The sequence below is a fragment of the Comamonas sp. GW821-FHT11H03 genome, assembly GCF_058807955.1.
On record NZ_JBXARF010000003.1, the window covers coordinates 344011 to 369855 of the forward strand.

The 25845-nt window shown below is 62.9% G+C and carries 19 protein-coding genes; 3 read left to right on the plus strand and 16 right to left on the minus strand.

The window, feature by feature from the left end:
- Positions 1-14: 14 nt before the first annotated feature.
- From AC1RTQ_RS09895 to AC1RTQ_RS09915, 5 genes are all read right to left on the minus strand, one after another.
- Positions 15-2195 (minus strand): efflux MFS transporter permease, encoded by a 2181-nt coding sequence (locus tag AC1RTQ_RS09895; RefSeq protein ID WP_492875329.1) that lies wholly within the window; start codon positions 2193-2195, stop codon positions 15-17.
- A 5-nt stretch (positions 2196-2200) separates the two neighbouring features.
- Positions 2201-2749 (minus strand): TetR/AcrR family transcriptional regulator, encoded by a 549-nt coding sequence (locus AC1RTQ_RS09900; protein WP_492875331.1) that lies wholly within the window; start codon positions 2747-2749, stop codon positions 2201-2203.
- A 90-nt stretch (positions 2750-2839) separates the two neighbouring features.
- Positions 2840-3757, minus strand: a complete 918-nt coding sequence (locus tag AC1RTQ_RS09905) for a pseudouridine synthase (RefSeq protein WP_492875333.1) — start codon at positions 3755-3757, stop codon at positions 2840-2842.
- A 148-nt stretch (positions 3758-3905) separates the two neighbouring features.
- A complete protein-coding gene (locus tag AC1RTQ_RS09910) occupies positions 3906-4901 on the minus strand; it encodes a Bug family tripartite tricarboxylate transporter substrate binding protein (RefSeq protein ID WP_492875335.1) in 996 nt (331 codons plus the stop codon).
- 29 nt (positions 4902-4930) lie between these two features.
- On the minus strand, positions 4931-6046 hold the full coding sequence (locus AC1RTQ_RS09915) for an aryl-sulfate sulfotransferase (RefSeq protein WP_492875337.1): 1116 nt from the start codon (positions 6044-6046) through the stop codon (positions 4931-4933).
- A gap of 113 nt (positions 6047-6159) precedes the next feature.
- Here AC1RTQ_RS09915 and AC1RTQ_RS09920 point away from each other — a divergent pair, with 113 nt between their 5' ends.
- Both AC1RTQ_RS09920 and AC1RTQ_RS09925 read left to right on the plus strand, forming a co-directional pair.
- Positions 6160-7110, plus strand: a complete 951-nt coding sequence (locus tag AC1RTQ_RS09920) for a LysR family transcriptional regulator (RefSeq protein WP_304349166.1) — start codon at positions 6160-6162, stop codon at positions 7108-7110.
- A gap of 271 nt (positions 7111-7381) precedes the next feature.
- A complete protein-coding gene (locus AC1RTQ_RS09925) occupies positions 7382-9595 on the plus strand; it encodes an AsmA family protein (RefSeq protein ID WP_492875339.1) in 2214 nt (737 codons plus the stop codon).
- Between the two features lie 354 nt (positions 9596-9949).
- On the opposite strand, the gene AC1RTQ_RS09930 is transcribed toward AC1RTQ_RS09925, so the two are convergent.
- The 9 genes from AC1RTQ_RS09930 to AC1RTQ_RS09970 form a co-directional block, all read right to left on the minus strand.
- A complete protein-coding gene (locus AC1RTQ_RS09930) occupies positions 9950-11500 on the minus strand; it encodes a methyl-accepting chemotaxis protein (protein ID WP_492875341.1) in 1551 nt (516 codons plus the stop codon).
- Between the two features lie 264 nt (positions 11501-11764).
- Positions 11765-12553 (minus strand): crotonase/enoyl-CoA hydratase family protein, encoded by a 789-nt coding sequence (locus AC1RTQ_RS09935; protein WP_492875343.1) that lies wholly within the window; start codon positions 12551-12553, stop codon positions 11765-11767.
- A gap of 30 nt (positions 12554-12583) precedes the next feature.
- Positions 12584-13621 (minus strand): acyl-CoA dehydrogenase family protein, encoded by a 1038-nt coding sequence (locus AC1RTQ_RS09940; RefSeq protein ID WP_492875345.1) that lies wholly within the window; start codon positions 13619-13621, stop codon positions 12584-12586.
- Positions 13622-13635: 14 nt separating this feature from the next.
- On the minus strand, positions 13636-14793 hold the full coding sequence (locus tag AC1RTQ_RS09945; protein WP_492875347.1) for an acyl-CoA dehydrogenase family protein: 1158 nt from the start codon (positions 14791-14793) through the stop codon (positions 13636-13638).
- Positions 14794-14807: 14 nt separating this feature from the next.
- A complete protein-coding gene (locus AC1RTQ_RS09950) occupies positions 14808-15785 on the minus strand; it encodes a Bug family tripartite tricarboxylate transporter substrate binding protein (RefSeq protein WP_492875349.1) in 978 nt (325 codons plus the stop codon).
- Between the two features lie 79 nt (positions 15786-15864).
- Positions 15865-16374, minus strand: a complete 510-nt coding sequence (locus tag AC1RTQ_RS09955) for a MaoC family dehydratase (RefSeq protein ID WP_053282156.1) — start codon at positions 16372-16374, stop codon at positions 15865-15867.
- Between the two features lie 25 nt (positions 16375-16399).
- Positions 16400-17629 (minus strand): CaiB/BaiF CoA transferase family protein, encoded by a 1230-nt coding sequence (locus AC1RTQ_RS09960; protein ID WP_492875351.1) that lies wholly within the window; start codon positions 17627-17629, stop codon positions 16400-16402.
- Entirely contained in the window at positions 17626-18873 is a 1248-nt protein-coding gene (locus AC1RTQ_RS09965) for a CaiB/BaiF CoA transferase family protein (protein ID WP_053282158.1), read from the minus strand. The genes AC1RTQ_RS09960 and AC1RTQ_RS09965 overlap by 4 nt, the downstream gene beginning before the upstream one ends.
- Complete coding sequence (locus tag AC1RTQ_RS09970; RefSeq protein ID WP_492875354.1) at positions 18870-19850, minus strand: Bug family tripartite tricarboxylate transporter substrate binding protein; 981 nt, start codon at positions 19848-19850, stop codon at positions 18870-18872. The genes AC1RTQ_RS09965 and AC1RTQ_RS09970 overlap by 4 nt, the downstream gene beginning before the upstream one ends.
- A gap of 114 nt (positions 19851-19964) precedes the next feature.
- On the opposite strand from AC1RTQ_RS09970, the gene AC1RTQ_RS09975 reads away from it, so the two are divergent.
- On the plus strand, positions 19965-20873 hold the full coding sequence (locus AC1RTQ_RS09975; protein WP_492875356.1) for a LysR substrate-binding domain-containing protein: 909 nt from the start codon (positions 19965-19967) through the stop codon (positions 20871-20873).
- A 36-nt stretch (positions 20874-20909) separates the two neighbouring features.
- Here AC1RTQ_RS09975 and dnaE read toward each other — a convergent pair whose 3' ends face one another.
- Positions 20910-24320 carry a DNA polymerase III subunit alpha gene (gene dnaE / locus AC1RTQ_RS09980; RefSeq protein WP_492875358.1) on the minus strand — a complete coding sequence of 1137 codons (3411 nt, stop codon included), beginning with the start codon at positions 24318-24320 and terminating at the stop codon, positions 20910-20912.
- Entirely contained in the window at positions 24313-25845 is a 1533-nt protein-coding gene (locus AC1RTQ_RS09985) for a Y-family DNA polymerase (RefSeq protein WP_492875360.1), read from the minus strand. The genes dnaE and AC1RTQ_RS09985 overlap by 8 nt, the downstream gene beginning before the upstream one ends.

The window sequence follows — 25845 nt, forward strand, 5'->3', positions numbered from 1 at the left end:
TCAATCTCTTGCTGTTATCGGTTTGAGTTCCTTGCCGAGGGACCGGAGCCATCCCGGCCGCCATCGCCGGCCGCAGGGCTGCTGCGGACGTCCTTGTCGATTTCCTGCTCCAGCTCTGCCTCGAAATCGAGCGCCTGGGTGTTGTCCTGCAGAGGGTCGCGGCTGGCCAGTACTGCCTGCTCGCGGGTCTCGGCGGCCTGCGCGGCGGCAGCAAGGCGCCGGGCCTGCGCGCCTTCGATCACCACGGTCCGCGCCGGACTGGCGGACTCGATCTGAGCACCCTCCTCCACATCGCCATAGGCATCGGTGGCTGTGGGCTTCACCACCACCGTAACGCGCTGCGATGCATTCGGCTCATGGGCGCTCGCTGCCTCGGGCTCTGCGACCGGCGCCACCGAAGGTGCGCGCTGGGGCGTGCCGTCGGTCCCGGCTGCTGCCGCCACCTGGTTGCCGCTTTGCCGTGTCATGGCGCGCACCATGGCGGCAGCCTGGCGCACGCGCGCCGAGGCTCCCAGGCTCCAGAGCAGATACAGCAAGGCGATAGCGGCCGTCAGCGCAAACACATCGTTATAGGCCCGTACATTGGCCTCACGCCGCACGATCTGCGACAGCTGCAGCGTTCCCTGGTTGGCGCGCATGGCGGGATCGGGCGTCACCTTGCCGTAGATCTGGTTCTGTATCTTGAGCCGCTCGGCCACCACGGGGTCGGTCGGGTCTATCTGCGCCACCAGGGCCACGGAGTAGATCTGCTCACGGTAGGTCTGGTAAGTGCTCAGCAAGGCCGAACCCAGCAAGCCGCCCATGGCCTGGGTCATGGAAATGGTGACCACGGCGGTGAGCATGTGGTTGGCGCCGAACTTCAGCCCCTGGATGATGCCGGTCAACATCAGCGGGCCCATGAAGACGCCCGAGCCCACCGCCAGCAGAAACTGGCTGAAGAAAAAGTCCGAAGGCCGGTCCACGCTGCTGCGGTGGTGATCGAGAAACGCTGCCACGGCAAACAGCGCAATCGCCACCACAATCTGCTTGCCCATATTGGGAACACCGAAAGTAATAGCAGACAGCGAAACCCCTATAAGCGTTCCAAGCAGAATCACCATGAATAGTGGCTGCATCTGATCGGACGTCATGCCCAGTGTGCGCATCAGCCCCACCACGCCGTAGCTTTGCTCGGCTGTGAGAAAGCGCAGCAAGATGGCACCGATCACAAAACGAATCGTCGGCATCTGCGCGAACCAGCGCGTGTGGAACATGGGGTTGACGCGATGGTGCTCGATGTAAAGCGCGACGCTGAGCAGCGCGATCGCGGCCACCAGCATCCAGGCCAGCCCCGGCGTATCGAACCACCAACGCGAGTAGCCCTGGACCAGCACAGCAATCAACAGGCCCAGGCCCGGCACCATCAGGCAGAAAGTGACGAAGTCCAGCTTCTCGAAAGTCCTGATGTACAAGCCCGATGGCAGCTTGAGCAGCACTACGGCGGCAAACGACATCAGTGCCAGGCCGGCTTCAAACAGATAGAGGTTGTGCCACTCGCTGTTATAGAGCAGACCCGGCGACAGAATCCAGGCCAGTGGCGTGGCCAGCTGGCCCACGCCCACGCCGATCACCAGCATCTTGAGCACATAGGTGCGTGGTGCGGCCTGCAGCATGTAGAGCGTGCTCAGCGACGAGCAGGTCGCTGCTGCCAGGCCACTGGCCGCGCGCAGCAGAATCAGGCTGTCATAGCTGCCCAGCAGCAGATGCAGCACGCTGAGCGCAGCGTAGCAACCCAGACCGATCTCGGTGAACAGGCGCATGCCGAACTGTTGGCGGAATTTGTAGACCAGCAGATTGGCCGTCATATTGAACATGACGTAGGCGCCCGTCAGCCAGGCGGCCTCGACCGCCGTCAACCCCAACTGTCCCTGGATAGTGGGCAGATTGGCTGTGAACAAGGCATTGCCCAGGCCACCGGTCAGCCCGACCAAGACTGCAATCAGCCCGTAGCAGACACGAATCCAGGGCTCGTGATGGGGCATGGCCGGCGAGCCGGGCAGCGCGGGCTTTTCATGCTCGGCCCAGTCCGGCGGGCGGCGCAGCAGGATGACGGGCCCCTGCGCAATGGCTGGAGGTGCTGAAGCCTGGCTGCTGGGAGGCTTCGGGCCTTCTTGATTGGCTTGAGCCCCCGTGGCTTGTGCTGCAGCTTGACTCATACACCTCAGGCCTTGATTCCGTCCAGAATGATTTGCAGAGCGCGACGCGCCAGTTGTTTGCGTTGGGCAGCAGTCTCGCCACGCAGGGCACCGCCCAGCATGCCGAACACCAGGGACAGATCCTTTGCATTCAAGGCCTGTTTGCACAGGCCCTTGGCCACCGCACGCTTCATGGGCTCTTCGAACACCAGCCACATTTGCTGACGCGCATGGATGACTTCTGCATCGCTCTGGTCCACCGTGCGCCAGTAGTCCACCAGCGTGGCGGAGACAGCAATGCGCTCGCCCACCAGAGCCAGCAGCTTGAAGAAGGCCTGGTCGTCGTCGCGCCAGGCGATGGCAGCGTCCCGGGTCTTCTCGACCGAGCGCTCCAGCAGCGCTAGCATGATGGCGCGACGGTCCGGAAACTGGCGATACAGCGTGGCACGGCCCACCTGGGCACGCTCGACGATGAGATCCAGTGGTGCGGTCACGCCATGCTCGGCAAACACGGCATCGGCCGCGTCCAGCAACTGGGCACGGCGTTCGGCGGATGGAGGACGGGTGGTGGACATGGCGCCAATTATCGGACAGTTTTGTCCGATAATTGACAACACCTAACGTTTCCCCTTCCCTGGTCAGGGTCTGGCAATGCGCAGCTAGACTCAGTCTTGCGGCAGCGCCTGCAGGCTGCGCCGGCTGGTGAATTCGCGGCGTTGTCCGGTCAGGGGATCATTAAAGATCAGGCTACGTGCCAGCAACTGCAAGGGATTGGAATAGTCGCCCGGCTCCGGGTCGTTGACCACGGGATAGAAGGCATCACCCCTGAGCGGCAGACCCAGCGCCGCCATATGCACACGCAGCTGATGGCGCTTGCCCGAAACAGGACTGAGCCGGTAGCGCGCCCAGGCACTGTTGTGCTCGATGATTTCCATCAGGGTGCGGCTATTGGGCTCGCCCGCGACCTCATGCATGCGAAAGAAATGCCCGCTCTCCTCCAGGCGACTCGCATGCTCGCGCGGAAAGCTCAGCTGCGCGCGGTAAGCCGCCACGGCCTCATAGACCTTGTGAATGGCCCTGTCCCTGAACAACCCCTGGTAGATACCGCGCGTGGCGCGCTGCACCGAAAACACCACCAGCCCCGCGGTGTCGCGGTCGATGCGATGAATCGGCGACAGCTCGGGCAGATCGAACTCGCGCTTGAGCCTGACCAGCAGCGTGTTCTGCAGATAATGGCCGGCGGGCACCACCGGCAGAAAATGCGGCTTGTCGGCGACGAGCAGATGCGCATCGCGATGGATGACTTCAGCCGCAAACGGAATCTCTGGCTCACCTTCCTGCTCGCGATAATAGTAATAGCGCAGCCCCGGCATGAATGCAGCGTCCGGACCAGCCATCTCTCCGGTTTCGCTGACCACTTGACCGACTGCCATGCGGCGCAGCCAGCCTGCACGCCCCACAGCGGGCAGGCGTTCGCACAAGAAGTCGATCAGCAGGCCTGCGCCCTGTGATGGCAACACCACACAACTAGGGCTGACGCCATCGCGCACGGGCAGAACCTTGGGATCGTGGGAGTTATGCATGGCGCGGGATTTTAGTGGCTGACTCGATTCCTGGCTCTCATGGCGGCATGGGCCCCTGAGCCCGGGGCGTCATGGATGCCCCGACCAGCTACTGCCGGATCTGTGACCGCCTGCGCCCTTGCCAGACCGTGATGCGACTTCGCGCCGGCTAATCCGTTCGGATATTCGCTTTGCGAATGGTGTTCTCCAGAACTCTTTTCTCCTGCTCCAGATAGGCCAGGAACTGGGGATGCCCCATTCGCATGGGCTTAAAGCCGGCTTCCGTCAGCTTTCTGGCCATCTCGAGATCTGCTTGCAAGACCGCGATTTCATCGGCCAGACGCTTGATGATACGGGCATCCGTATGAGCGGGAGCCAGCAAGCCTTGCCAGGCCTCGACCTCCAGATTGCGAAGGACCGGTGTCTCTGAAAGACTTGGCGTTTGGGGCAGCGTGGCCAGGCGCTGGCGGGATGTCACGCCCAGTGCCTTGAGCTTGCCCTCCAGCACAAACGGTTGAGCCAGCGCAACAGGCAGCACGGCAAGGTCGATCTGGCTGCCTGCCAGCTCGGTCAGCACCTGTGGACCAGACCTGTAGGGAACATGCACCAGATTGATACCGGACATCTGTTGAATGAGCTCCCCCGTAAGGTGCAGGCTGGTACCGATGCCATCGGTGCCCAGGGTCAGTCGCCCCGGTTTCTGACGCGCAAGTTCAATGAGATCGTCCGCACTGCCTGCAGCAAGACCCGGGCGGGCGAGCAGCGCAAACACCGAAGAAGCTACAGGTGCCACGGGTTTCAACTCGTGCAAGCCGTCGTAGCGAAACTTTGCCGGCGAGATCATGGGCGCGACCAGCACCGAGCTGGCCACACCGAAGAGCAAGGTGTAGCCGTCGGGCCTGGCCTTGATAACACGCTGCGTGGCAATAGTCCCCGATGCGCCGACCATGTTCTCGATGATCACGGGCTGACCCAGGCGCTCTGCCAGACGCGGCATCACCAGCCTGGCGGCCACATCCACACTGCCTCCGGGCGCAAAGGGAACCAGCACCGTCAGTGCCTGGGCAGGCCAGGGCCGGGCAACCGCCTGGCTTGCCAGTGATAGCTGCTGCAGCAGCGGAGCGCCCAGCGCCCAGACTGCAAGCTGTCTGCGTCGTATTTGCATGTTGATCTTTCTGCTGGATCTGGAATGGCTCAGCGGGACAGCCAAGGCAGTTGCTCCGCCTGGTAGCGCCATGTCTGGAACACCGTGTTCAAGCGCCCCGGGCCTGTGCGTCGTGCAGCGGCATCGGGATACTCGCCAAACCAGGGCAGGATGAACTCCCAAACCACCTCGCCTTGCGGCGTCACCTCAAACAGGCGCCCGGTGGCCGACTCCGTGATGTGCGTGTTGCCGTTCCACAACCGCTGCGCGCTGCCCATGAAGGCGGTGTAGAAGGCGTTGACCATCTCGTCCTGGTAGCTCCACACGATCTTGGTGGAGACAGGATCTATTTCCAGCACACGCGAGAAAGCCACATGTGCTCCCGTGCGGAAGTTGCCGTTATCAAAGATAAGGACATGGCCGTTCGCCAGTGGAACCGGAGCATGCTGGTGCGAGACCACCGATGGCGGGATATGCAGCTTTACCCTGCCGCTGGATTTGTCCACGCCAATGATCCCCGAGGTGGTGCGCAGACTCATCAGCACCGTTCCGTCGGCCGCAAGCCCGAGGCCGTTGACCAAAGGCCAGTGATAGCGGCCAAAGCCGGGATGAATGGGAAATTCCTCAGGCTCCAGATGCTCCCATGCCTTCCATTCCCAGACCAATCTACCCGTTCGGTCCACTTCCCGGATCACATCGCCATACATCACCTCGGCTGCGCCAAGGGACGTGCCCCCGGGCACCTTTTCGGCAAAGCCTGGGGGGACAGGGGCGCAGGCTGCATAGAGCAAATGGCCATTGGGCAACCACTGTGCGTCATGGTGGTGTGTCGGGTCTTCATAGCGCCAGACCACCTCTCCGTCTGGCCTGACCTCGTAAAAATCACCGCCGTGCCACATGGACCATGGCGCATAGAGGTCCGGCGATTCACGGTGGTTGCCGTTGTAGCCCAGATTGCCGTTAGGCAGGATGACCGCGTGGCGACCGGCGCGCACGGGCAGCTTCCACTCATGAGCCACCTGACCCTGGATATCTATGAGATAGACATGTCCGTCGGCCGTCTGAGGGGCGATCAATGTGTAGCCGCCGGCGCTCAGAGCGCTGTCATGAGCGACAAGACCTGTGCCGCGTCGGCGTTGGGTGACCTGGTCAACGGTGGTAGCCATGGGGTTCTTTCTGTGACTAAAGGGATTGATGGCTGTCACTCTAGAAGTTCGATAGCGTCAGGAATAGCTGTTTGTTTTTTAAGAGGTGTCAGAAAAAACTTTACACTCAAGACATGCCAGCAATTTCTCAGGCTTTTCGATGCTTCGACGAGGTGGCGCGCCGAGGTTCAGTACGCAAGGCCTCGACGACGCTGCACCTGACCGCGGCAGCGGTCAACCAGCAGATTCTCAATCTCGAAGCGCAGGTGGGTCAGCCTCTATTCGACCGACTACCCAGAGGCATGCAACTGACGGTGGCGGGCGAGATCGTGCTGGCAGCAGTTAGGCGCAGCCAGCGAGACTTTGACAATGCCCTGGCCCAGGTCGAAGACCTGAATGCCTTGCGGCATGGGCATGTCAGCGTGGGAGTGCCGCACGCGACGGCCGAATACCTCGTGCCCCAGGTTATTGCGGCAATGCATCACAGCTATCCCGATATCACCTTCAGCGTGCGTGCCGGAATCGGTGAAGAGCTGCTGCGCCATGTGGCTCAGGGCGAGATCGATGTGGCCTACTGCCTGCGCCGAACGCCTCCTGCCGGTGTCGAGGAGATGCGCTCCTGGGCACAGCCCCTGGGTGTGGTCATGGCTCCTGGACACCCTCTGCGCATGCGGCCGCGACTGCTGCGTCTGCGTGACTGCCTGGCCTATCCGCTGATCATGATGACTCCCGACATGGAGTTGCGCAGCATGCTGGAGCGTCTGGGCGACGGTGCACTGAGCCGGATCCAGCCGCTGGTGCAAACCAGCAGCATCCCCATGGCCCGGCGCCTGGTGGCAAGCGGACAGGCACTGGCCTTCATGCTGCCGGACAATGTAGCGGAAGACGTGGCAGCTGAGCGTCTGAGCTGGCGTGCGTTGCACGATGCCGGTTCGCTGCTGCACAGCTGCGCTTATCAGCGCACCGGCTATGCAATGGCTGCCGCAATGGAAATGTTCCTGACCGAGCTGGAACATGCAGCGGACGAATTGAAGGCTAACTTTGATACCGGTGTTTCCTGGTCCATCGGCAATCTTGCCGTTTGACTGCACTGGCACGGCGCGCTGGAGAAGCACAAGCGCCAGAAAGCCGATGCTGAAGTCTCTTGTGGAGTGAAGCTGTATTTCTTGAAGCGCTGGAGCCATTGCTTCAGACGGTTGCACTCACAAGACAAGGAGACCTCGCGCTGCTCCACCGCCTCCTCGAGTGGTGGCAACTTCTGAACTCATAGCATGCGGACCTGCATGCGTCAGGCAATTGGATGACGAGGCAGTACACCTATGCGTAATAGCATGTGGCAAAAAGGATGCAACCGCCATGGTCAATAACGCCAGCACTTCAGCCTCTGAATCCACTCCTGCACATCCGCACCTGACGCGTCACTGGCTGCGCTGGGCGGCCATTGCGATGGCGCTGCTGCTGGCCTTGATTCTGGCTGCTGCACTGCTGATTGCCTTCATGGACTGGAACAAGCTCAGGCCATGGATCAATGAAAAAGTCAGCACATCCGCGGGCCGAGACTTTGCCATCAAGGGTGACCTGAAGCTGCAGTGGACCTGGCCACAGCCTCTCGATACGGGCTGGCGCCACTGGGTGCCCGGCGTGGTGGTACATGCCAGCGACCTGACACTCTCGCAACCAGAGGGCTGGCTGGTTCAGCAAGTACCTGAAAAATCCGATGGCAAACAGCCGGTATTGCCTGCGGCGCCCAAGGAACTCAACACCGGTCGCCTGCCCGGGCAAGGCCAGGCAGCGAACGAAAAAAAGACGGCTTCAGATGACGAAGACGCTATAGCCGATGCCGGCCGTCAACCGCCCGAACGCGATGCCCGCACCATGATCACCGCAGCAAATGCCACGGCCAGCCTGCGCCTTTGGCCACTATTGGCGCGCCATGTGCAACTCGACTCCTTGCTGCTGCAGGCTCCGGATATGGTGCTGGCCCGCAACGACAAGGGCGAGAACAACTGGACATTTGACAAGCCCGCAAGCAGCGGACCGAAGTGGAGTTTTGAAATAGGCCAGTTGCGCATCAGCGACGGCATTCTGGGCTGGTCCGACGCCATCAAGAACATGGCCGTGCGCGCCCGTATCGACACGCTGCGTAGACCGGTCAATGCCGATCAACCTTATGGCGTGCGCTTTGGCCTCGCTGGCTATCTGCACCAAGGCAAGAGCCGCGCGCAAATTCAGGCCCAGGGTCTGGCGGGACCGGTACTGGATCTGCGCCAGGACAGGCTGCGCTTTCCGCTGCGCATATCGGCCAGGGCCGGCAGCCTGCAAGCCTTTGCGGAGGGGATCCTCGACAATCCCAAGGCACTGGATGGACTGGACTTTCAAGTTCAGGTGCGCGGCAAGAGCATGGCCGATCTGTTCGAGCTCAGCGGCTTGCTGCTGCCCGCCACTCCGCCGTTCGAGACCAACGGCCGTCTGATCGGCAGCCTAGCGCCAGGCAAGGCCGTCTGGCAATACGAAAAATTTCAGGGCAAGCTGGGGCAGAGTGATCTGAGTGGTGATCTCCAGTACCGATCGGCTCAGCCCCGGCCAAAGCTGACAGCACAGCTGCACTCCAAACAACTGCGACTGGTGGATCTGGGCCCGGTCATAGGCGCTTCCCCGCCCGACAGCCCCGACAAGCCCCAGCCCGTCAACGGCAAGGTACTGCCGCAGGTTCAGTTCCAGACCGAGAGCTGGGACAAGATGGATCTCGACCTGCGCTATGAAAGCAGCCATATCCTGCGGCCCGAAGCTCTGCCCCTGCAAAACCTCAGCGTGCATGCGCTGCTGGACAACGGCAGACTCACCCTCTCGCCGCTGAAGTTCGGCCTCGCCGAAGGCACACTGAATATCGACGCCCGCGTCGACAGTCATGCCAAGCCGGTAGCCGCCAAGCTCAATGCTCAGGTGCAGTCGCTCAAGCTCTCCGCGCTGTTTCCCAAGATCGAAAAGATGAAGAAAAGCCTGGGCCAGCTCGATGGCGCAGTCGCTCTCACCGGACAGGGCGAGTCACTGGCACAGTGGCTGGGCACAGGCAACGGCTCGCTGCGCCTGTATGTGCGCGATGGCACTTTCAGCGCGCAACTGCTGGACCTGGCGGGGCTGAACGTCGGCTCCATCGTCATCGCCAAGCTGTTTGGCAACGACAAGGAAGTGCAACTGCGCTGTGCCGTGGCCGACCTCAATGTTCAGCAAGGCATAGCGCGGCCACGCACCGCCAAGCTGGCCACAACCGAAGCTGTTGTTGAGGCCACGGGCCAGATCAATCTGGCACAGGAGCAGCTCGATCTGCGCATCGTCCCCGAATCGCTGAAGTGGAAGTTCTTCTCGCTGCGCACGCCGCTCCATGTGCGCGGCAGCTTTGCCAAGCCCGATGTGGGCCTGGAGCCTGGCCCACTGGCAGCCCGCGCCGGAGCTGCGGTAGCAGCTGCAGTTTTTGCACCAGCAGCACTGGCACTGGTGCCGCTGACCGTGCCTGCGGCAGATGATGATGTGAACTGCAAGCAATTGCTGACCCAGGTACGCAACCGCTAAGGCGGGCAAGCCGCACACCGTTTGATCTCAACATCGAGTCCCGGCCCACTGCAGTCTGCATGGCGAGCAATGCGCCATGGCAGCCATGAAGCCTTCCGCCTTCAAGGTCTGCTCGGGCGCGAATTGTCGCCCCGCCTCGCGAGCTCATGCCCTGTAGGGTGCAGTCCCCAGGACTTGCTGAACTGTCCGTACGAAGGGATGCAGACAGTCGTTCAGACGAATATGGCGGGAGTACTCCACACCATATTTCATCGCGCTGAGGCCAGCAAAGCAGAAATGGCCGGGGCATAGCATTCCAATCGCCGGCCTTGTCGCCGCAGGCCTTTAGGCCCGGATTGCGGCAGCGTCACGGAATCAGACGCTCTTGAGGCGGAAGACGCTGACCATCCGTGACAGATCACTGGTCTGCTGCTGCATGGATTGGGCTGCAGCCGTGGACTCTTCCACCAAGGCCGCATTCTGCTGGGTCACCAGATCCATCTCGGCCACGGCACGGTTGATCTGCTCGATGCCGCTGGTCTGTTCTTGGCTGGCGGCAGTGATCTCGCCCATGATGTCCGTCACGCGCTGAACGCTGCTGACGATTTCGTCCATGGTCTGACCGGCCTGGCTGACCTGCTCGCTGCCCTCCTCCACCTTGGTGACCGACGCCTGGATCAGCAGCTTGATTTCCTTGGCTGCTTCAGCGCTGCGACCGGCCAGAGAGCGCACTTCCGATGCCACGACAGCAAAGCCACGGCCTTGTTCACCGGCACGGGCCGCTTCCACGGCGGCGTTCAGCGCCAGGATATTGGTCTGAAAGGCAATGCTGTCGATCACGCCGATGATGTCGGAAATCTTGCGCGATGAGTGGCTGATGGCGCCCATGGTCTCCACCACCTGCGACACCACCATACCTCCTTTGACGGCCACATCGGAGGCCGACAGCGCGAGCTGATTGGCCTGACTGGCGTTATCGGCATTTTGCTTGACGGTGGAAGTCAGCTGCTCCATGGATGCAGCCGTCTGCTGCAAGGAGCTGGCCTGCTCCTCCGTGCGCGCAGACAGGTCATGGTTGCCCGCTGCAATCTGGCCCGACGCTGTGGCAATGCTGTCCGTGCCCTGACGCACCTGTCCCACCAGCCTATCCAGGCTGGTATTCATATCGTGCAAGGCCTGCATCAGCTGCCCGGTTTCATCGCTGCTGTTGACTTGGATCTGTGCAGTGAGATCACCATCGGCGACGCGGCGGGCCACGCCGACAGCATGCTTGAGCGGAGCGGTGATGCCTTGCGTAAGACGCCAGGCGCTGACAGTGCCGATGGCCAGGGCCAGCAAGGCCAGAACCAGAAAGTACGTCCTGCTGCTGCTCTCGATCTGCTCCACCTCTGCCGCCTTGGCGTCGAGGCTGGCGCGCTGCAGATTCAGCAGCTCTCCCAAGAGCTTCAGATAACCCTGGGCGGCCGGTACATAGCTGTTGATCAGCGTGGACTCAGCCTCTTGTGCCATGCCGTCGGCCTTGAGCTGGCTGACCTTGTCGCGGCTGGCGAGATAGGTCTTGCGCACCTGCATGATCCTGTCCAGGATCTCGCGCTCCGCAGGCTCGGAGATCAGGGGCTCGATCTGCTTGAGCACATTGGCCGTGCTCTTGGTGGTGGCGGCCGCATCCGCCGCCAGAAACTGCACCAGACTTGCGTCGCTGCTCTTGGCGATGGCCGTGGTGCGTGCCACGGCCACGCTGACATTGCTGTTCCAGTCGCTGATCAGGCGCTCCTTGGTCAGCGGCTCCTGCATCATCTGCTGCGTGGCCTTGCCCACCAAGTGCAGCTGCCAGATGCCGATAACCGTGATCACCACAGCAAACGCCAACACCACTGCGAACCCCAGGCCCAGTCGGGCACCAATGTTCAGCTTGGTCAATCTCATCGCTTTCATCCATTCCATATAAAAGTAAATAGCCGGCAAAGCAGCCACTCCGATACATGAAATGGGGGCCGATCCGGCAAAGCAGCTTGCTGCGTCACTCACTTAGCGCAAATCGCAACACAATGTAATAGGTATTATCTAGCGTTTACGCCCCTGGATTGAGCGACCCCGGCCTCTGCCGGCGCAGCAAAAGGCCTTTATCCACGCAAAAAACGCCAAAGTGACGCGAAATGCGCACTTTGGCGTGTCTGCGCCCGAGCCTGCTCAGGCGAAACGTGGCGCGCGCTTCTCGATAAAAGCCGTCACGGCCTCGCGATGATCCGCAGTCTTATGGGCTATCGCCTGATAGCCTGCCGACATTTCCAGCAGCGATGCCAGAGTGGAGTTCTGGCCCTCGCGCAGCAAGCGCTTGGTCATGCGCATCACCACGCCCGGATTGGCTGCAATCTTGAGCGCCAATGCCCTGGCAGCCGACAGCAGCTTGTCGGCCGCCACCACCTGGCTCACGAGACCGCAGGCCAGGGCCTGGGCCGCGCTGATCGCCTCACCCGTGAAAGCCATTTCGCTGGCCTTAGACAGGCCGACCACACGCGGCAGCAACCAGGCCCCACCATCACCAGGAACAATGCCCACGCGCACAAAGCTTTCCGCGAAGCTGGCATTCTCCGAGGCAATCCGGATATCGCACATGCAGCTCAGATCCAGACCTGCGCCAATGGCCGGTCCGTTGACGGCGCAGATCACGGGAACATCCAACTGGTAGAGGGCATTCGGAATCTGCTGAATGCCCTGGCGATATTCCTCGCGAATCAGGTCCGGCGTGAGTGCATCGTCGAAATAGCGCTTCATGTCCTTGACATTGCCGCCAGAGCTGAAAATGGGCCCGGCCCCGGTGAGGATCAGCACCTTCACGCTCGCGTCCTGGCGCACTTCTGCGCAGAGCTGCACGAATTCCGCCACCGCCGTATTGCCGGTCAGCGCATTGCGGGTCTCGGGCTGATTCATGGTGACGGTCAAGATACCGCCATCGCGTTCAATGTTCAGAAATGCCATGTTCCAGGTCTCCGTCGTTGTTGAGTTGCTTCAAGCCAGGACCTCGACATCGGTGATCCGTCGGACCAGATCCAGTGTCATGCCCTCATGCGACATCAGGGCCTGTCCGGCCAATGCCTGCCAATAGCCTTCGCTGCCGGCCGTCAGGCGCCATGCATGCAATCTGCGGGTAAACAGCTGCAGGTCATATTCCTCTGTGAAGCCAATCGCGCCATGAATCGCATGCGCAAGCTCCGTGACCACCGGAGCCGCCTCGCTGCAGCGAGCCTTGGCGACCGCCACACGCAAACTGTCGGGCACGATGCCGTCACCGCTGCAGCCGAGCTGGGCCGCCATGCGGGCGGCAAAAACATGCTCACTCATGACTGCCAGCTGATGCTGGATCGCCTGGAACTTCCCGATAGCACGTCCAAACTGCTGACGCTCGTTCGCATATTGCAAGCTACGCTGGAACACCTCGCGCATGGCCCCCGCCATTTGCGCGGCCACCACGGCGGCCTGCAGGCTCCGGGCATCGAATTGCGGCCCGGGGCGGATGACGCCGGCGGCCCGCAACTGCTCTGATGACCAGCTCAGCGATGCGTCCAGCGCCAGAGCGTGCGGCGCAAGCCTAGCCTGTGACACGCTCAGCAGATGCCAGACCCTGGCTTCTTCTTGCACTTGAACCAGCACCGAGTCCGCGACTTGCCCGCCTCGCACCAGCGCGCAATGCAAACCGCCATCTACCTGCACCGCACCCTGCGCCAGCGCGATGCTGCCAGCCGGGCAGGCCATATTCGCCTGCGCCAACAAGGCCCGAGCTAGCATGGTCTCTCCCAGAGGCAGAGGCAGGGCGTGGGCACCACATTGCTCCAGCACTCCAAACATCTCGCCCAGGCCCAGACCGGCGCCGCCCTCTGCTTCGGCCAGCAAGGCATCGGCCAAACCGGTTTCCTCCAACTGCTGCCATAGCCTGGCGACGGCCACTGAGCGGCTGCCAGCACTCTCGATCTCACGAATCACCTGAGGGGTGCAGCAGTCTGCCAGCACCTTGCGCGCGGCATCTGCAAACAAATCGTTATTGCTCATGAACTTGTCTCCGATCAGCGCAAACCCAGGCCACGGGCGATCATGCCGCGCAGAATGTCACGCGTGCCACCGCGCAAGGAAAACGAGGGAGATGCTTCGGTGACATACTTGAGCGTCAGCAGCAGCTCCACTGGAACATCCTCGGCCGGTCGGGCAAACAGCTCCTCGGCAATGGCAGCCGGGATCATCTGCTCCAGTGTCGTGCCCAATTCCTTGACCAGCGCGGCTTCGACAGCAGGACTTGCTCCCTGAGTCAGCTTCTGCTGCACGGATACCGACATCGCGCGTAGCGGTGCCAGTTGTGTCAGCACCTTTCCCGCAAGCTGCATGCCGGACTCGGTGCGTCCCTGCGGCGTGCGCGCATACTGCAGCCATTGATCGAACAGCACGATGCTGGAGAACAGGCGCTCCGGGCCGCTGCGCTCGAAAGCGAGTTCGGCAGTAACCTGTTCCCAGCCTTGACCTTCGGCACCGATCAATGCATCGGCAGACAGTTGCACATTCTCGAAAAAGACCTCGCAGAAATGGCTGTCGCCCGATAGATCCTGGATGGGACGCACCGTCACACCGGGCAATGCCAGATCCACGATGACTTGCGACAAGCCCTGGTGACGGTCCTCGGCACTGCCGGAGGTTCGCACCAGAGCAATCATGTACTGGCAGTGATGCGCGTTGGTGGTCCAGATCTTCTGACCATTGAGCAAAAAGCCCTGCTCGTTGGGAACCGCTCTTGTCCTCACGCTTGCCAGATCCGAACCAGCATTGGGCTCGCTCATGCCGATACAGAAAAATACCTCGCCCCGGCAGACTCTCGGAATGTAGAACTGCTTTTGCGCTTCCGTACCGTATTTGAGGATCAGCGGCGCACTCTGGCGGTCGGCAATCCAGTGCGAGCCCACCGGCGCACCGTAGTTCAAGCATTCCTCCACCAGCACATAGCGAGCGAACGCGCTGCGCTCGCCACCGCCATAAGCCTTGGGCAAGGTCATGCCGATCCAGCCCTTTTCACCCAGCTTGCGGCTGAGGGCCGGGTCATACCCGCTCCAGGATTTGGCGCGGACATGCGCAGGAATGTCTTTGACTGCGTCCTGCAGAAAAGCACGCACCTCGGCGCGCAGTGCCTCACCTTCGGGCGGGATGCCTGTCAGGCTCAGTCCATCGAGAATGGTCATCGTGTTGCTTTCTCTCAGTCCAGGGACACGCCCGTGCTTTTGACAACGCCAGCCCAGCGCTTGATTTCACTCTGGATGTAGTCACCATACGCTTTGGGCGTAGACCCCAGCGGCTCCGCTCCCTGCACGCGCAGCTTCTCCAGCACACCCGGGTCCTTGAGTGCCTTCATCAGCTCGGCATTCAGGCGTTCCACGACTGCAACAGGTGTTTTGGCGGGCACCATCACGCCTTGCCAGGCACCGGCCTCGAAACCGGCCATGCCGCTTTCGGCCAGCGTAGGGGCATTCGGGAAATTGGGAATCCGCCCTGCCGTGCTGACGGCCAGCAGCCGGAGCCTGCCATCCTTGATGAAAGGCGCCACCGAATTGATGGTGTCGGTCATGAAATCTATCTGGCCTGCCACAAGATCCACATCGGCAGGGGCGCTGCCTTTGTAAGGCACATGACTTGCATCCATGTTGTAGTGCTGCACCACCTGAAAAGCCGCCAGATGCGTGACATTGCCGTTGCCAGCCGAGCCGTAGGAGAGCTTGCCTTTGTGGTCCTGTGCGTACTTCACGAGCTCCTGCACGGTGTTGACAGGCACCTTGGGATTGACGACAAGCCCCAGCGGCACCACCGCCGTCAAGGCCACCGGGCGCAGGTCCCTGGTCACGTCATAGCTCATCTTCTTGTAGAGCGACAAGCTGAGCGCGATCGAGGAGGTGTTGTAGAGCACTGTATAGCCGTCGGCCGGTGCCTTGGCCACCAGCGCATTGCCGATGTTGCCGTTGGCACCAGGCCGGTTGTCCACGATGACCGACTGCCCCAGTTGCTGGCCTAGCTGCTGCGCCAGCACCCGTGCCACCATGTCCGTCGGGCCGCCGGGCGGGAAAGGGACGATCAGCGTGATCGGCTTGCTGGGCCAGGTGTCCTGCGCCTGCGCCGCACCACATACGGCCAGCGCGGCAACGGCGAGCAGCGACGAGCGACGTGAAAATCGATAACTCATCTTGTGTCTCCTGTAGTTTTCTCATCTAGGCGCACAGGGAAGTGCGCACCGGTGCAACGGCATCCGCGGCAGCGCGGACCTAAGCTCCACGGCCGGCCAGCAGGCGCACGGCGGTATAGACCATCACCTGCTGCCGACGCTGGTTGTAGACCTCGATCCGCGAGCTCACCACCGCGCGACCGCCCTTACTCGTTGGCTTGATGTCGATCACTTCGACCAGCGCCTCGATGGTGTCGCCCACCACCACAGGAGCCAGAATCTTCTGGTGCAGCTCGAGCATGGCCAGACCCGTGCCCTGGATCATGCTTTGCAGGATGAAGCCTTCGATCAAGGTATAGGTGAGCGCGCCCGGCACCGGGCGGCCCTGAATAGCGCCGCCGTCGTAGCCGTCCTCGATGAAGATCGCCTCGAGCATGCCCGTGGTGTTGATGAAATTGACCAGATCGGTCTCTGTCACCGTACGGCGAAAGGTGCGCAGTTGCTGGCCTACTCGCAGGTCCTGCCAGACAAAACCCTGGCCCATGCGCGGCGTGTCTGTCAGCGCCGCAGCACGGTTTTCAGTAGAAGAAATCAAATTGCTCGCGTTCATTCTGTCTCCGCTTCATGCTGTTTATTCAGCAGTCCTTCGACTGCAAGGCCGCAATGCGCGCGTCGTCCCAGCCTGCCTCGCGCAGCAATGCCTGTGTGTGCTCGCCCAGGCGCGGGGGCATGCCGATGGGTGGCTGGGTACCGTTGATGCGCACGGACGAACGCGGAAATTTCACAATCCCCATCGCTGCGTCCTGCTTCTCGACAAAAAAGCCGGTGGCCTGCAAGTGCGGGTCATGAGGCAGATCGTCCATACGAGTCACCGGGGCAGCTGGAATCTCCAGCTGTTCGCAGCTGGCCAGCCAATAGGCGGTGTCCTTTTGCGCCACGTAGCCGCTCATCGTCTCCAGCAGCTCGGCGATGTGGCGGGTGCGCATCGCCTGGGTGGCAAAGCGCTGATCCTGTGCCAGCTGGGGCTGGCCGACGGCCGCAAAGAAGCGGCGCCAGTGCGCGTCGGTGTAAGGCATCAGGCAGACATGGCCGTCCAGCGTCCTGTAGGGCTTGCGCCAGGGCGCCATCACGCGCGGATAGCCCGCGCCACTCTGCGCTGGTGTGAAATGCATGCCGTAGAAATGCTCCACCAGGTTGAAGCCCGCCATGGTTTCGTACATGGGCACTTCCACATAACTGCCCTCACCGCTGCGCTCGCGCTGGTAGAGTGCCGCCAGCACCGCATGCGCGGCCACCAGAGCACAGGTCTTGTCGGCCGCAATCGTGGGCAGATAGCGGGCCTCGCCCGTCTGGCGCTGCATGAGATCGGCCAGGCCACTCATGCCCTGGATCACGTCGTCATATGCGGGCTGCCCTGCATAGGGTCCATCCTCGCCAAAACCGTGCAGGCCCACGTAGATGAGACGCGGGTATTGCTTGCGCAGGCTGTCCGGATCGAGCCCGAGTCTGGCCAGCTTTTGCGGTCGCATGCTGTGCATGAGTACATCGGCCCTCTGCAACAGCGCATGCAGCGCGGCCTGCGCCTGATCTTGCTTCAGATCCAGCACCACACTTTTCTTGCTGCGGTTGGAGCCCATGAACATTGCCGCCATGCCCGGCTCCAGCGCCGGGCCCGTGTGACGCGTGGAGTCGCCCTCCGGGGGCTCGATCTTGATCACCTCGGCGCCGTAGTCGGCCAGCACCTGGCTGGCCATGGGGCCGAAAATCACGCTGGAAAGGTCCAGTACCCGCACCCCTGACAAGGCACCCTGGGCTTCGTCCTTGCCCACGATGCGCGTGTGCTTCAATGCATCCTGGCTGCTCATCCCAATACCCCACTGTCTCGATAGCTCTGCATTTGCTGGGGCGACAGGCCCAGATGGCGCTCCAGCAGCTCGCGGGTGTGCTGTCCCAGCTGTGGCGGTGCATGGCGGTAGCTCACCGGCGTCTCAGACAAGCGGATGGGGCTGGCGACCAGCGGCACCAGGCCTGCCCTAGGGTGTGTCATGGCGATCTGCATGCCGCGGGCCCTGACCTGCGGATCCTCGAACACCTCACGCACGCTGTTGATGGGGCCACATGGCACGGCATGCTGCTCCAGCAATTGCACCCAGGCGCGGGTACTGCGTGTGAGCGTCACGCGGCGGATCATCTCCACCAGCTCGGCTCTGTGGGCCAGCCGAGCCGCATTGCAGCGGAACCGCTCGTCCTCGGCCCATTCGCTCCTGCCTGCGGCATGGCAGAAGCGCGCGAACTGGCCGTCATTGCCCACGGCCAGGATCATGTGGCCGTCTTCGGTCGGGAACTCCTGGTAGGGCACCGTGTTCGGGTGCGCGTTGCCCATGCGCTGGGGCACCTGATCACCGTACAGATAGTTCATGCCCTGGTTAGCCAGACAGGCCACGCCAACATCGAGCAAAGCCAGATCGATGTGCTGGCCGCGCCCCGTATGCTCGCGGGCCTGCAGGGCCGCCAGAATCGCCGTGCTGGCATAGAGTCCTGTGAGGATGTCGGTCAGCGCCACGCCAACCTTCATGGGGCCGCCCCCGGGCTGGCCATCGGCATGGCCCGAAATACTCATCAGCCCCCCCATGCCCTGGATCAGAAAGTCATAGCCCGCACGATGCGCATAGGGACCGTCCTGGCCGAAGCCCGTGACCGAGCAGTAGACCAAGCGCGGATTCAGGGCACTGAGGCTCGCGTAATCAAGCCCGTACTGCGCCAGACCGCCAGTCTTGAAGTTCTCGATCAGCACATCGCATCGGGCGGCCAACCGGCGCACGATCTCCTGGCCTTCGCCGCGGGTGAAGTCCACCGCAATCGACTGCTTGTTGCGGTTGGTGCACATATAGTAGGCCGACTCCCCCGTCAGCTGGCCCTCGGCATCGGTCACATGGGGCGGCCCCCAGGCGCGCGTGTCGTCGCCGACGCCCGGTCTTTCGACCTTGATCACCTCAGCCCCCAGATCCCCGAGGGTCTGCGCCGCCCACGGGCCTGCCAGAACCCTGGAAAGATCAAGCACCTTGATGTGCTGCAGCGCCTGTGGCGGCTGGCTGTCATATGCCTTCATTGCAGCGGCACCTTTGCCTTGACGACGATGCGCTTCCAGAGCGCGATTTCGTTCTTCTGGAATTCATGCATCTGTGCCGGGCCGCCGGTCATGGGAGTGGCCCCCAGTCGCTCATAGAAGGCACGGGTTTCATCCATCTTCGAGATGGCAGTGAAAAGCTCGGCAAGCCTGGCAGTCTCGGCGGCCGGTGTCTTGGCGCTCACCATGGCACCCACCCAGGTGTAGGCCTCGAATCCGGGCAGTCCGGCCTCCGTGGCCGTGGGGATATCGGGCGAGGTGCTCACGCGCTTATCGGAGGCCACAGCCAGGACCTTGACACGCCCTCCTCGGGCCAGTTCCTGCACTGCCGTGACTTCCGCGAAGGTGTAGTCCACCGTCCCTGAAGCGACGGCCGTGGTGGTTTCTCCCGCCCCCTTGAACGGGACATGCACGGTTTCGATCCTGGCAGCGTCGTTGAACAGCTCGCCCATCAATTGATAGCCTGCCGAGCCGGCCCCGAAATTCACCTTCCCTGGGTTGGCCCTGGCATGGCTGATCAGGCCTTTCAGGTCGGAGTAGGCCGCTTGAGGCATGACGGCCAGCATGGCCGGCGAGCGCATCATCATCGTCAACGGCGTAAAGTCCGTGACCGGGTCGTAAGGCAGATGCCTGAACAGCGCCGCATTGACCGCCAGCGTTGAGTTGCTGCCAATGAACACGGTATAGCCATCGGCGGGAGCAGACAGCACCTGCTTGACGGCGATGAAGCCGTTGGCTCCGGCCTTGTTTTCAACGACCACGGGCTGGCCTGTAAGCTCCTGAAGCTTGCGCCCGAAATAGCGTGCCGATGTGTCGGTGCCGCTGCCCGGACCAAAGGGCACGATGAGCTTGATCGGCTTGGAAGGGAAGGCCTGGGCCTGAGCCTTGGAGGGCATGCCGGCACCGAGCAGGCCGGCGCCCAGCAAGGCCGCCAGCAGGTATCTGCGTGCTTGCTTCAAGTTTGTCTCCTGATACGGAATTGCTGCCGTGTTTTTCTTGTGAGCTCACTTTAGGCAGGCGCAAAATTAATGTCTAATATTAAAAATTTCATTTCTGATATCCATTGAATATCAATGAACCTCAAGCAACTGAACCAGTTCATCGCTCTGGCCGAAACCGGCAACTTCCACCGGGCCGCAGAACAGTTGCATATGGCTCAGCCGCCGCTGTCTATCTCGATTCGCAAACTGGAGGAGGAGTTGGGCAGCGCCCTGTTCGATCGCACCAGCACCGGCGTCGTGCTGACGCCTGCCGGCAAGGCCATGCTGGAGAGCGCACGCGCCACCCTGTTTCATGCCGAGCAATGTCGCCAGGCAGTGCGCGATACAAGGGAGGGCGTGGGCGGCCTGATACGGCTGGGCTTTGTCGGCTCAGCCACCTACGAACTGCTGCCGCGCCTGATCCCCTCGTTTCGCGACCGCTACCCCAAGGTGGGGCTGGAGTTCTATGAGGCGACCAGCGCCGAGATCCTGGAGGGGCTGGCGACCCGGCGCTTCGATGCCGGCCTGCTTCGCTACCCTGTGCTGGAGCTCGATGAAGGTATTGAACTCACGCCGCTGGATCAGGACGAGTTCGTGCTGGCCGTCTCGGACAACAGCCCCCTGGCACAGCGCGACGCCATCGCTCTGTCCGAGGCTGCGCATGAACCTTTTGTGATGTATCCGCAGGACACGGTCCCCAGCCTCGCCGCGCTAGCCAAGCTACGCTGCCAGCAATCGGGCTTCACCCCCCGCATCGCCCAGGAGGCCATGCAGGTACAGACCATCATGAGCCTGGTGGCTTCCGGCCTGGGCGTGGGACTGGTCGCAGGCGTATCGCACCTCGTTCAGCCACGCGGCGTGAAATGCCTGCCGTTGCTGGACAACCCGCCCGGCTTTCATGTGGGCATTGCACTGGTGCATTCGGTGACACCAGGCAGCCGGGCCGTGGAAAAGCTCATTGAGCATGCGCTGCAACATGCCAAGCTGACGGCAGCGCCCTGAATTCGCGGCGGCCAGCGCGCACCGGCCTTGCCACGCTCAATGAAAATCCCGGCTGTTCAGTCCGACCTCGGCAAACCGCCCCAGCCAGCGGGTCACATCCCTGGCCTTCATCACGACCAGATGGCGGACCGCAGGTTCCTGCCCTGTCCGGGCCGCAGGCATATCTCCCGCTGACTCCGACGCATCCAGTTGAGGGGCCGTGCTGCGCTGCCAGATACCCTCCACGGCCAGCAGACGCGAGGCCAGCAAAGCAGAGCGCCAGCGGGCAAAGGTCTGGCTCCAGACCACCAGGTTGATGACGCCGGTTTCGTCTTCCAGCGTGATGAACAGCGTGCCGTTGGCGGTAGGCGGGCGCTGGCGCACGGTGACGATGCCGCAGGCGCGCACCTTCTGGCCCGGCAGCATCTGGCGCAGATCGGCTGCGGTTTTCAGCCCATGGCGCGCCAGCCTGGGACGCAGCAAGGCCAGCGGGTGGCGGCGCAGGCTCAGGCCGGTGGCGGCATAGTCGAACATGATTTCCTCGCCCTCGGCGGCGTGGGGCAGCTCAAGCCTCGGCTCATGAATGGCGGCCTGCGCAAAAATGGGCGGCAGGCTGACCTGAGCAGCAGCATCCCACATCTGCTGACGGCGGTGACCGGCCAGGCTGCGCAGCGCATCCGCCGCAGCCAGGGCTTCCATATCCGCCTTGTCCAGCCGAGCCCGGATCGCCATATCGCTCACGTCCTCCCACGGAGCCTGCGCCGCCTCGCCTTCTATCCGCAGCGCTGCGGCCTTGCCCAGCCTGGCAACCCGGTTCAGCCCCAGGCGCACGGCCGGCTGAGGCTGGGCCACGCCGCGGATGGCTTGCAAAGGGGCTTCGAGGGTGCAATGCCAGTGGCTATGGCAGACATCAACCGGCAGCACGCGCACGCCATGTCGGCGCGCATCCTGCACCAGCTGGGACGGCGAGTAAAAGCCCATGGGCTGGGCATTGAGCAGCGCCTGCAGAAAGATGGCCGGCTCGTGGCGCTTGAGCCAGGCGCTGGCATAGGCCAGCAGCGCAAAGCTGTAGGCATGGCTTTCGGGAAAGCCATATTCGCCAAAACCCAGCATCTGCGCAAAGATGGCCTGAGCGAATTCCAGCTTGTAACCACGCGCCACCATACCGTCGATCAACGGGCGCTCGAACTTGTGTACGCCGCCCTTGCGCTTCCAGGCCGCCATGGAGCGGCGCAGCTCATCAGCCTTGCCGGCCGAGAACTTGGCAGCATCCATGGCGATCTGCATCACCTGCTCCTGAAAAATGGGCACGCCCAGGGTTCTCAGCAAGGCATTCTCAAGCTCCGGGTCTGGGAGCTTCAGCGCCAGCCCCCTTCGTTCGCGCTCGCGCGCCAGCAGATAGGGATGGACCATGCCACCCTGAATCGGGCCGGGGCGCACGATGGCAACCTCCACCACCAGGTCATAGAAGGTGCGCGGCTGCAGACGCGGCAGCATGCTCATCTGGGCGCGGCTTTCGATCTGGAAAGTGCCTACGGTATCGGCCTGACAGATCATCTCGTAGGTTGCGGCATCCTCCTGCGGAATCTGGTGCAGCTCCCATGGCTCGCCGCGCCAGCGGGCGCGCTCGTTCAGGGCATTGCGCAGCATGGTGAGCATGCCCAGGGCCAGCACATCGACCTTGAGCAGGCCCACGATATCAAGATCGTCCTTGTCCCACTGAATGACTGAGCGCTTGGCCATCGTGGCAGGCTCCACGGGCACCAGGCGCGTGAGCTTGCCTTCGGTCAGCACGAAGCCGCCCACATGCTGGCTGAGGTGGCGCGGGCTGTCCTTGAGCTGCCAGGCCAGCTCTATCCAGAGGCGCAACCGGTGCGCGCCCACCGCGCAATTCATTTCGCGCGCCAGCACCTCGGCTTCCTGGAGCTTGCGCTGCACCCAGTCTTCGGGCAGTGCTTCGGGCGCCTGGTCCTCCTGTGCCGAATCCGCCACCTCGGCATGCGTCTGTGCTTGCGCCTGGGCATGTTCGCTGAACCAGTACTGCCCCTTGGCCAGGGCATCGATCAGGTCGACAGGCAGGCCCAGCGCCTTGCCCACATCGCGCAGCGCACTGCGGCTGCGCCAGCAACTGACCACGGCCGTGAGCGCGGCGCGGTCGCGCCCGTATTTTTCGTAGATGTACTGAATGACCTCTTCCCGCCGCGCATGCTCGAAGTCCACATCGATATCGGGCGGCTCGCTGCGCTCCTTGCTGATAAAGCGCTCGAACAGCAGATGGTTTCCATCCGGGTTTACCGCCGTGATGCCCAGGCAGTAGCAGACCGCAGAATTGGCCGCCGAGCCGCGCCCCTGGCAGAGAATGCCGACGCTGCGCGCATAGCGCACGATGTCATGCACGGTGAGAAAGTACATCTCGTACTTCTGATCCTCGATCAGCGCCAGCTCAATGCGCAGCTGATCGCGCACTTTCTCGGGAATGTCCTGGGGATAGTGCCCTGCCGCGCCCTCCCAGGTCAGCCAGGCCAGGGTCTGAGTGGCCGTCATGCCGGGCAGCACGCTCTCTTGCGGATAGTGGTAGCGGATCTCGTCCAGACTGAAGCTGCAACGCCCGGCCAGCTCCAGCGTCGCCTCCAGCATGGCCCTGGGATAGAGCGAAGCCAGCCGCAGACGCGAGCGCAGATGCCGCTCGGCATTGGGCTGCAGAGCAAAGCCGCATTCGGCCACGGTGCGCCCCATGCGGATCGCCGTGACCACATCCTGCAGCGGCTTGCATGAGCGCGCATGCATATGGACATCCCCGCAGGCCAGCAAGCGCAGCCCCAGCGCCGCGCCCGCCTGCTGCAGGGTCTGCAGCCACAGGCTGTCGTCGGGTGCCAGATGCAGCTCCACACCCAGCCAGAGGTTTTCAGCATCAAGATAGCCCAAAACACTTTCCAGGTAAGCGATTACAGCTATCAAATCCGATGCATCCAGCTTCCCGCGCTGCGGCAGCAGCAGGCACTCGCAGCCTTGATTCAGCAGCTGCCAGGGGCTGGATTCATCGACCAGATAGTCCCCTTTGTCAGCCCGGCTGCGTGCAGCGGTGATGAATTCACAGAGATTGCCCCAGCCCAGCAGATCACGCACCAGCACCACGATCCTGAGCGGGCCCCAGGCGAATTCGCTGCCATGAATCAGGTGCAGGCCGCAGTCCCGCGCCGCTTCAAAGGCGCGCACGGCACCGGCTACCGAGCATTCGTCGGTCAGCGCCAGCGCCGCATAGCCCAGGCTTTTGGCCCGGTGCACCAGCTCGGCAGGCGATGAAGCGCCGCGCAGGAAACTGAAATGCGAGAGACAGTGCAGCTCGGCATAGGCCAGCGGCCCTCTGCCCATGCCCTGAGCCACGGGACTGGCCGGTATGGCGGCAGGCGGCGGCCCTGCGAGGCACAGAGCGGCAGCGGGCGGCTCGGCCATGATCTGCTCAGCCATACATGCCTTGCGCAAACCAGCTGGCAGGGTTGGCTGTCATGCCCATCAGGTGTTCGCTACGGACGCGCTCGCGGTAAATCCAGACATGCCCGACCACGGCGTTATAGGCCACGAAATAGTCACGCTCGGCGAGGCCGGCCGGCGCGCCGGCCCGGGCATCGGCAAATGCATCGCCAGCCGCATCCCACCAGCCGGACTCGAGCCTGTAGGGCCCGGCCCTGAGCTGCAGCGGCCCATGCCATTGGGGACGATTGCCCTGCACGGGCAAGGCCTGGGGCTGGGGCAGCAGCCAGGGCGGCCACAGGGCTTGCCAGGGGTCGGCACAGCCGGACTGACGGCCGCGATGCGTGCCTTGCTGCCTGAGCTGTGCTCCCGCTCCAGCCTGGGTAGCGTCTCTTGCAGCAGCCGGATTCTTGCTCTGCAGCAGAGGTGCAGCAGCTTGCCAGCGCTGCATGCGCTCGGGGCGGTGGTCGGCCAGCGGCTGCACCATCTGCACGGCCTCCTCGCCCCAGCGAGCGCTCAGGCGTTCCACCCATTCATGCCAGGCCAGAGTGTCCGACGGACTCTGGCCCTGGGCGCCAGGCAGGCAGCTCAGCGGCTCGGCCGCCCAGGCAAGCGTCTCCAGCGCCTGCAACTCCAGCATGTCCACGGGTGCGCGCCAGCGCTGCTGGCCCAGGTGCTCACGCAGCAAGCGCTGCAGATGCGCCATGCCCTGCGTGGGCTGGGCCGTGCGGATGACAAGCGCTTCCCAGGCCGGCAGCTCTTGGCCGTCAATACGGCGCAGATCATGGTGCCAGCGCAATTGCAGCGCCAGCACCGCATGGTGACGTGCCTGCAGCCAGCACTGCAGCGCGCGCAACAGCGGCTGCGCGGCATGGAGCACGGCATCGGCATGGTGGGCCGGATAACCCAGGTCGTGGCGCAACTCGAACTGCTGAGGCAGCTGCAGCCAGTCAAGCGGCTGGGGCAGCAGACCATAGGCCTCGTCGAGCGCACGCAAGGCCTTGGCTCCAATGCGGCGCGACAGCCCCGCACGCGGCAGTGCGCGCACATCGCCCCAGCACCGGCAGCCCAGGCGCAGCAGCACGGCGCTGTGCTGCTCCAGGGCGTTCAGCGTCCATAGCGGCAGCGCATCGGCATGCAGCGATGGCTCAGGCATGGGCAAGGAAACAAGGACGCAGCCGCCAGGCCGGCCCTGTTGCAGCCGCAGCCGTGCCAAAGCCTGCCAGGCCGTGCTGCCCTGTCCGCACAGCGGCTGCCATCTCGCATCGCCGCCCCCGGACTCTGGCAGGCCGGACACAGCGGCCTGACAGGCCTGGGCAAAAGCACTGTCCAGCCGCGCCAGCAAGACCTCTTTGCCGCCCCAAAGACGCTGCACCATGCTGGTCTCCATGAGCAAGGCGTCTTCGAGCAAGGCTACACGCGGCGAAAACTCCAGCGCCCACCAGCAGGCACTCTCGGGCACCGGGCTTGACTTGCTCAGGCAGGCCAGAGGCCAGGCCATCCAGTGCTCTGCACTGCCCAT

What these genes read in the sequence shown, in the direction of transcription:
- AC1RTQ_RS09895 (WP_492875329.1), bottom strand. Translation starts at nt 2,195, where the DNA reads ATGAGTCAAGCTGCAGCACAAGCCACGGGGGCTCAAGCCAATCAAGAA.
- AC1RTQ_RS09900 (WP_492875331.1), bottom strand. Translation starts at nt 2,749, where the DNA reads ATGTCCACCACCCGTCCTCCATCCGCCGAACGCCGTGCCCAGTTGCTG.
- AC1RTQ_RS09905 (WP_492875333.1), bottom strand. Translation starts at nt 3,757, where the DNA reads ATGCATAACTCCCACGATCCCAAGGTTCTGCCCGTGCGCGATGGCGTC.
- AC1RTQ_RS09910 (WP_492875335.1), bottom strand. Translation starts at nt 4,901, where the DNA reads ATGCAAATACGACGCAGACAGCTTGCAGTCTGGGCGCTGGGCGCTCCG.
- AC1RTQ_RS09915 (WP_492875337.1), bottom strand. Translation starts at nt 6,046, where the DNA reads ATGGCTACCACCGTTGACCAGGTCACCCAACGCCGACGCGGCACAGGT.
- AC1RTQ_RS09920 (WP_304349166.1), top strand. Translation starts at nt 6,160, where the DNA reads ATGCCAGCAATTTCTCAGGCTTTTCGATGCTTCGACGAGGTGGCGCGC.
- AC1RTQ_RS09925 (WP_492875339.1), top strand. Translation starts at nt 7,382, where the DNA reads ATGGTCAATAACGCCAGCACTTCAGCCTCTGAATCCACTCCTGCACAT.
- AC1RTQ_RS09930 (WP_492875341.1), bottom strand. Translation starts at nt 11,500, where the DNA reads ATGAGATTGACCAAGCTGAACATTGGTGCCCGACTGGGCCTGGGGTTC.
- AC1RTQ_RS09935 (WP_492875343.1), bottom strand. Translation starts at nt 12,553, where the DNA reads ATGGCATTTCTGAACATTGAACGCGATGGCGGTATCTTGACCGTCACC.
- AC1RTQ_RS09940 (WP_492875345.1), bottom strand. Translation starts at nt 13,621, where the DNA reads ATGAGCAATAACGATTTGTTTGCAGATGCCGCGCGCAAGGTGCTGGCA.
- AC1RTQ_RS09945 (WP_492875347.1), bottom strand. Translation starts at nt 14,793, where the DNA reads ATGACCATTCTCGATGGACTGAGCCTGACAGGCATCCCGCCCGAAGGT.
- AC1RTQ_RS09950 (WP_492875349.1), bottom strand. Translation starts at nt 15,785, where the DNA reads ATGAGTTATCGATTTTCACGTCGCTCGTCGCTGCTCGCCGTTGCCGCG.
- AC1RTQ_RS09955 (WP_053282156.1), bottom strand. Translation starts at nt 16,374, where the DNA reads ATGAACGCGAGCAATTTGATTTCTTCTACTGAAAACCGTGCTGCGGCG.
- AC1RTQ_RS09960 (WP_492875351.1), bottom strand. Translation starts at nt 17,629, where the DNA reads ATGAGCAGCCAGGATGCATTGAAGCACACGCGCATCGTGGGCAAGGAC.
- AC1RTQ_RS09965 (WP_053282158.1), bottom strand. Translation starts at nt 18,873, where the DNA reads ATGAAGGCATATGACAGCCAGCCGCCACAGGCGCTGCAGCACATCAAG.
- AC1RTQ_RS09975 (WP_492875356.1), top strand. Translation starts at nt 19,965, where the DNA reads ATGAACCTCAAGCAACTGAACCAGTTCATCGCTCTGGCCGAAACCGGC.
- dnaE (WP_492875358.1), bottom strand. Translation starts at nt 24,320, where the DNA reads ATGGCTGAGCAGATCATGGCCGAGCCGCCCGCTGCCGCTCTGTGCCTC.
- AC1RTQ_RS09985 (WP_492875360.1), bottom strand. Translation starts at nt 25,845, where the DNA reads ATGGGCAGTGCAGAGCACTGGATGGCCTGGCCTCTGGCCTGCCTGAGC.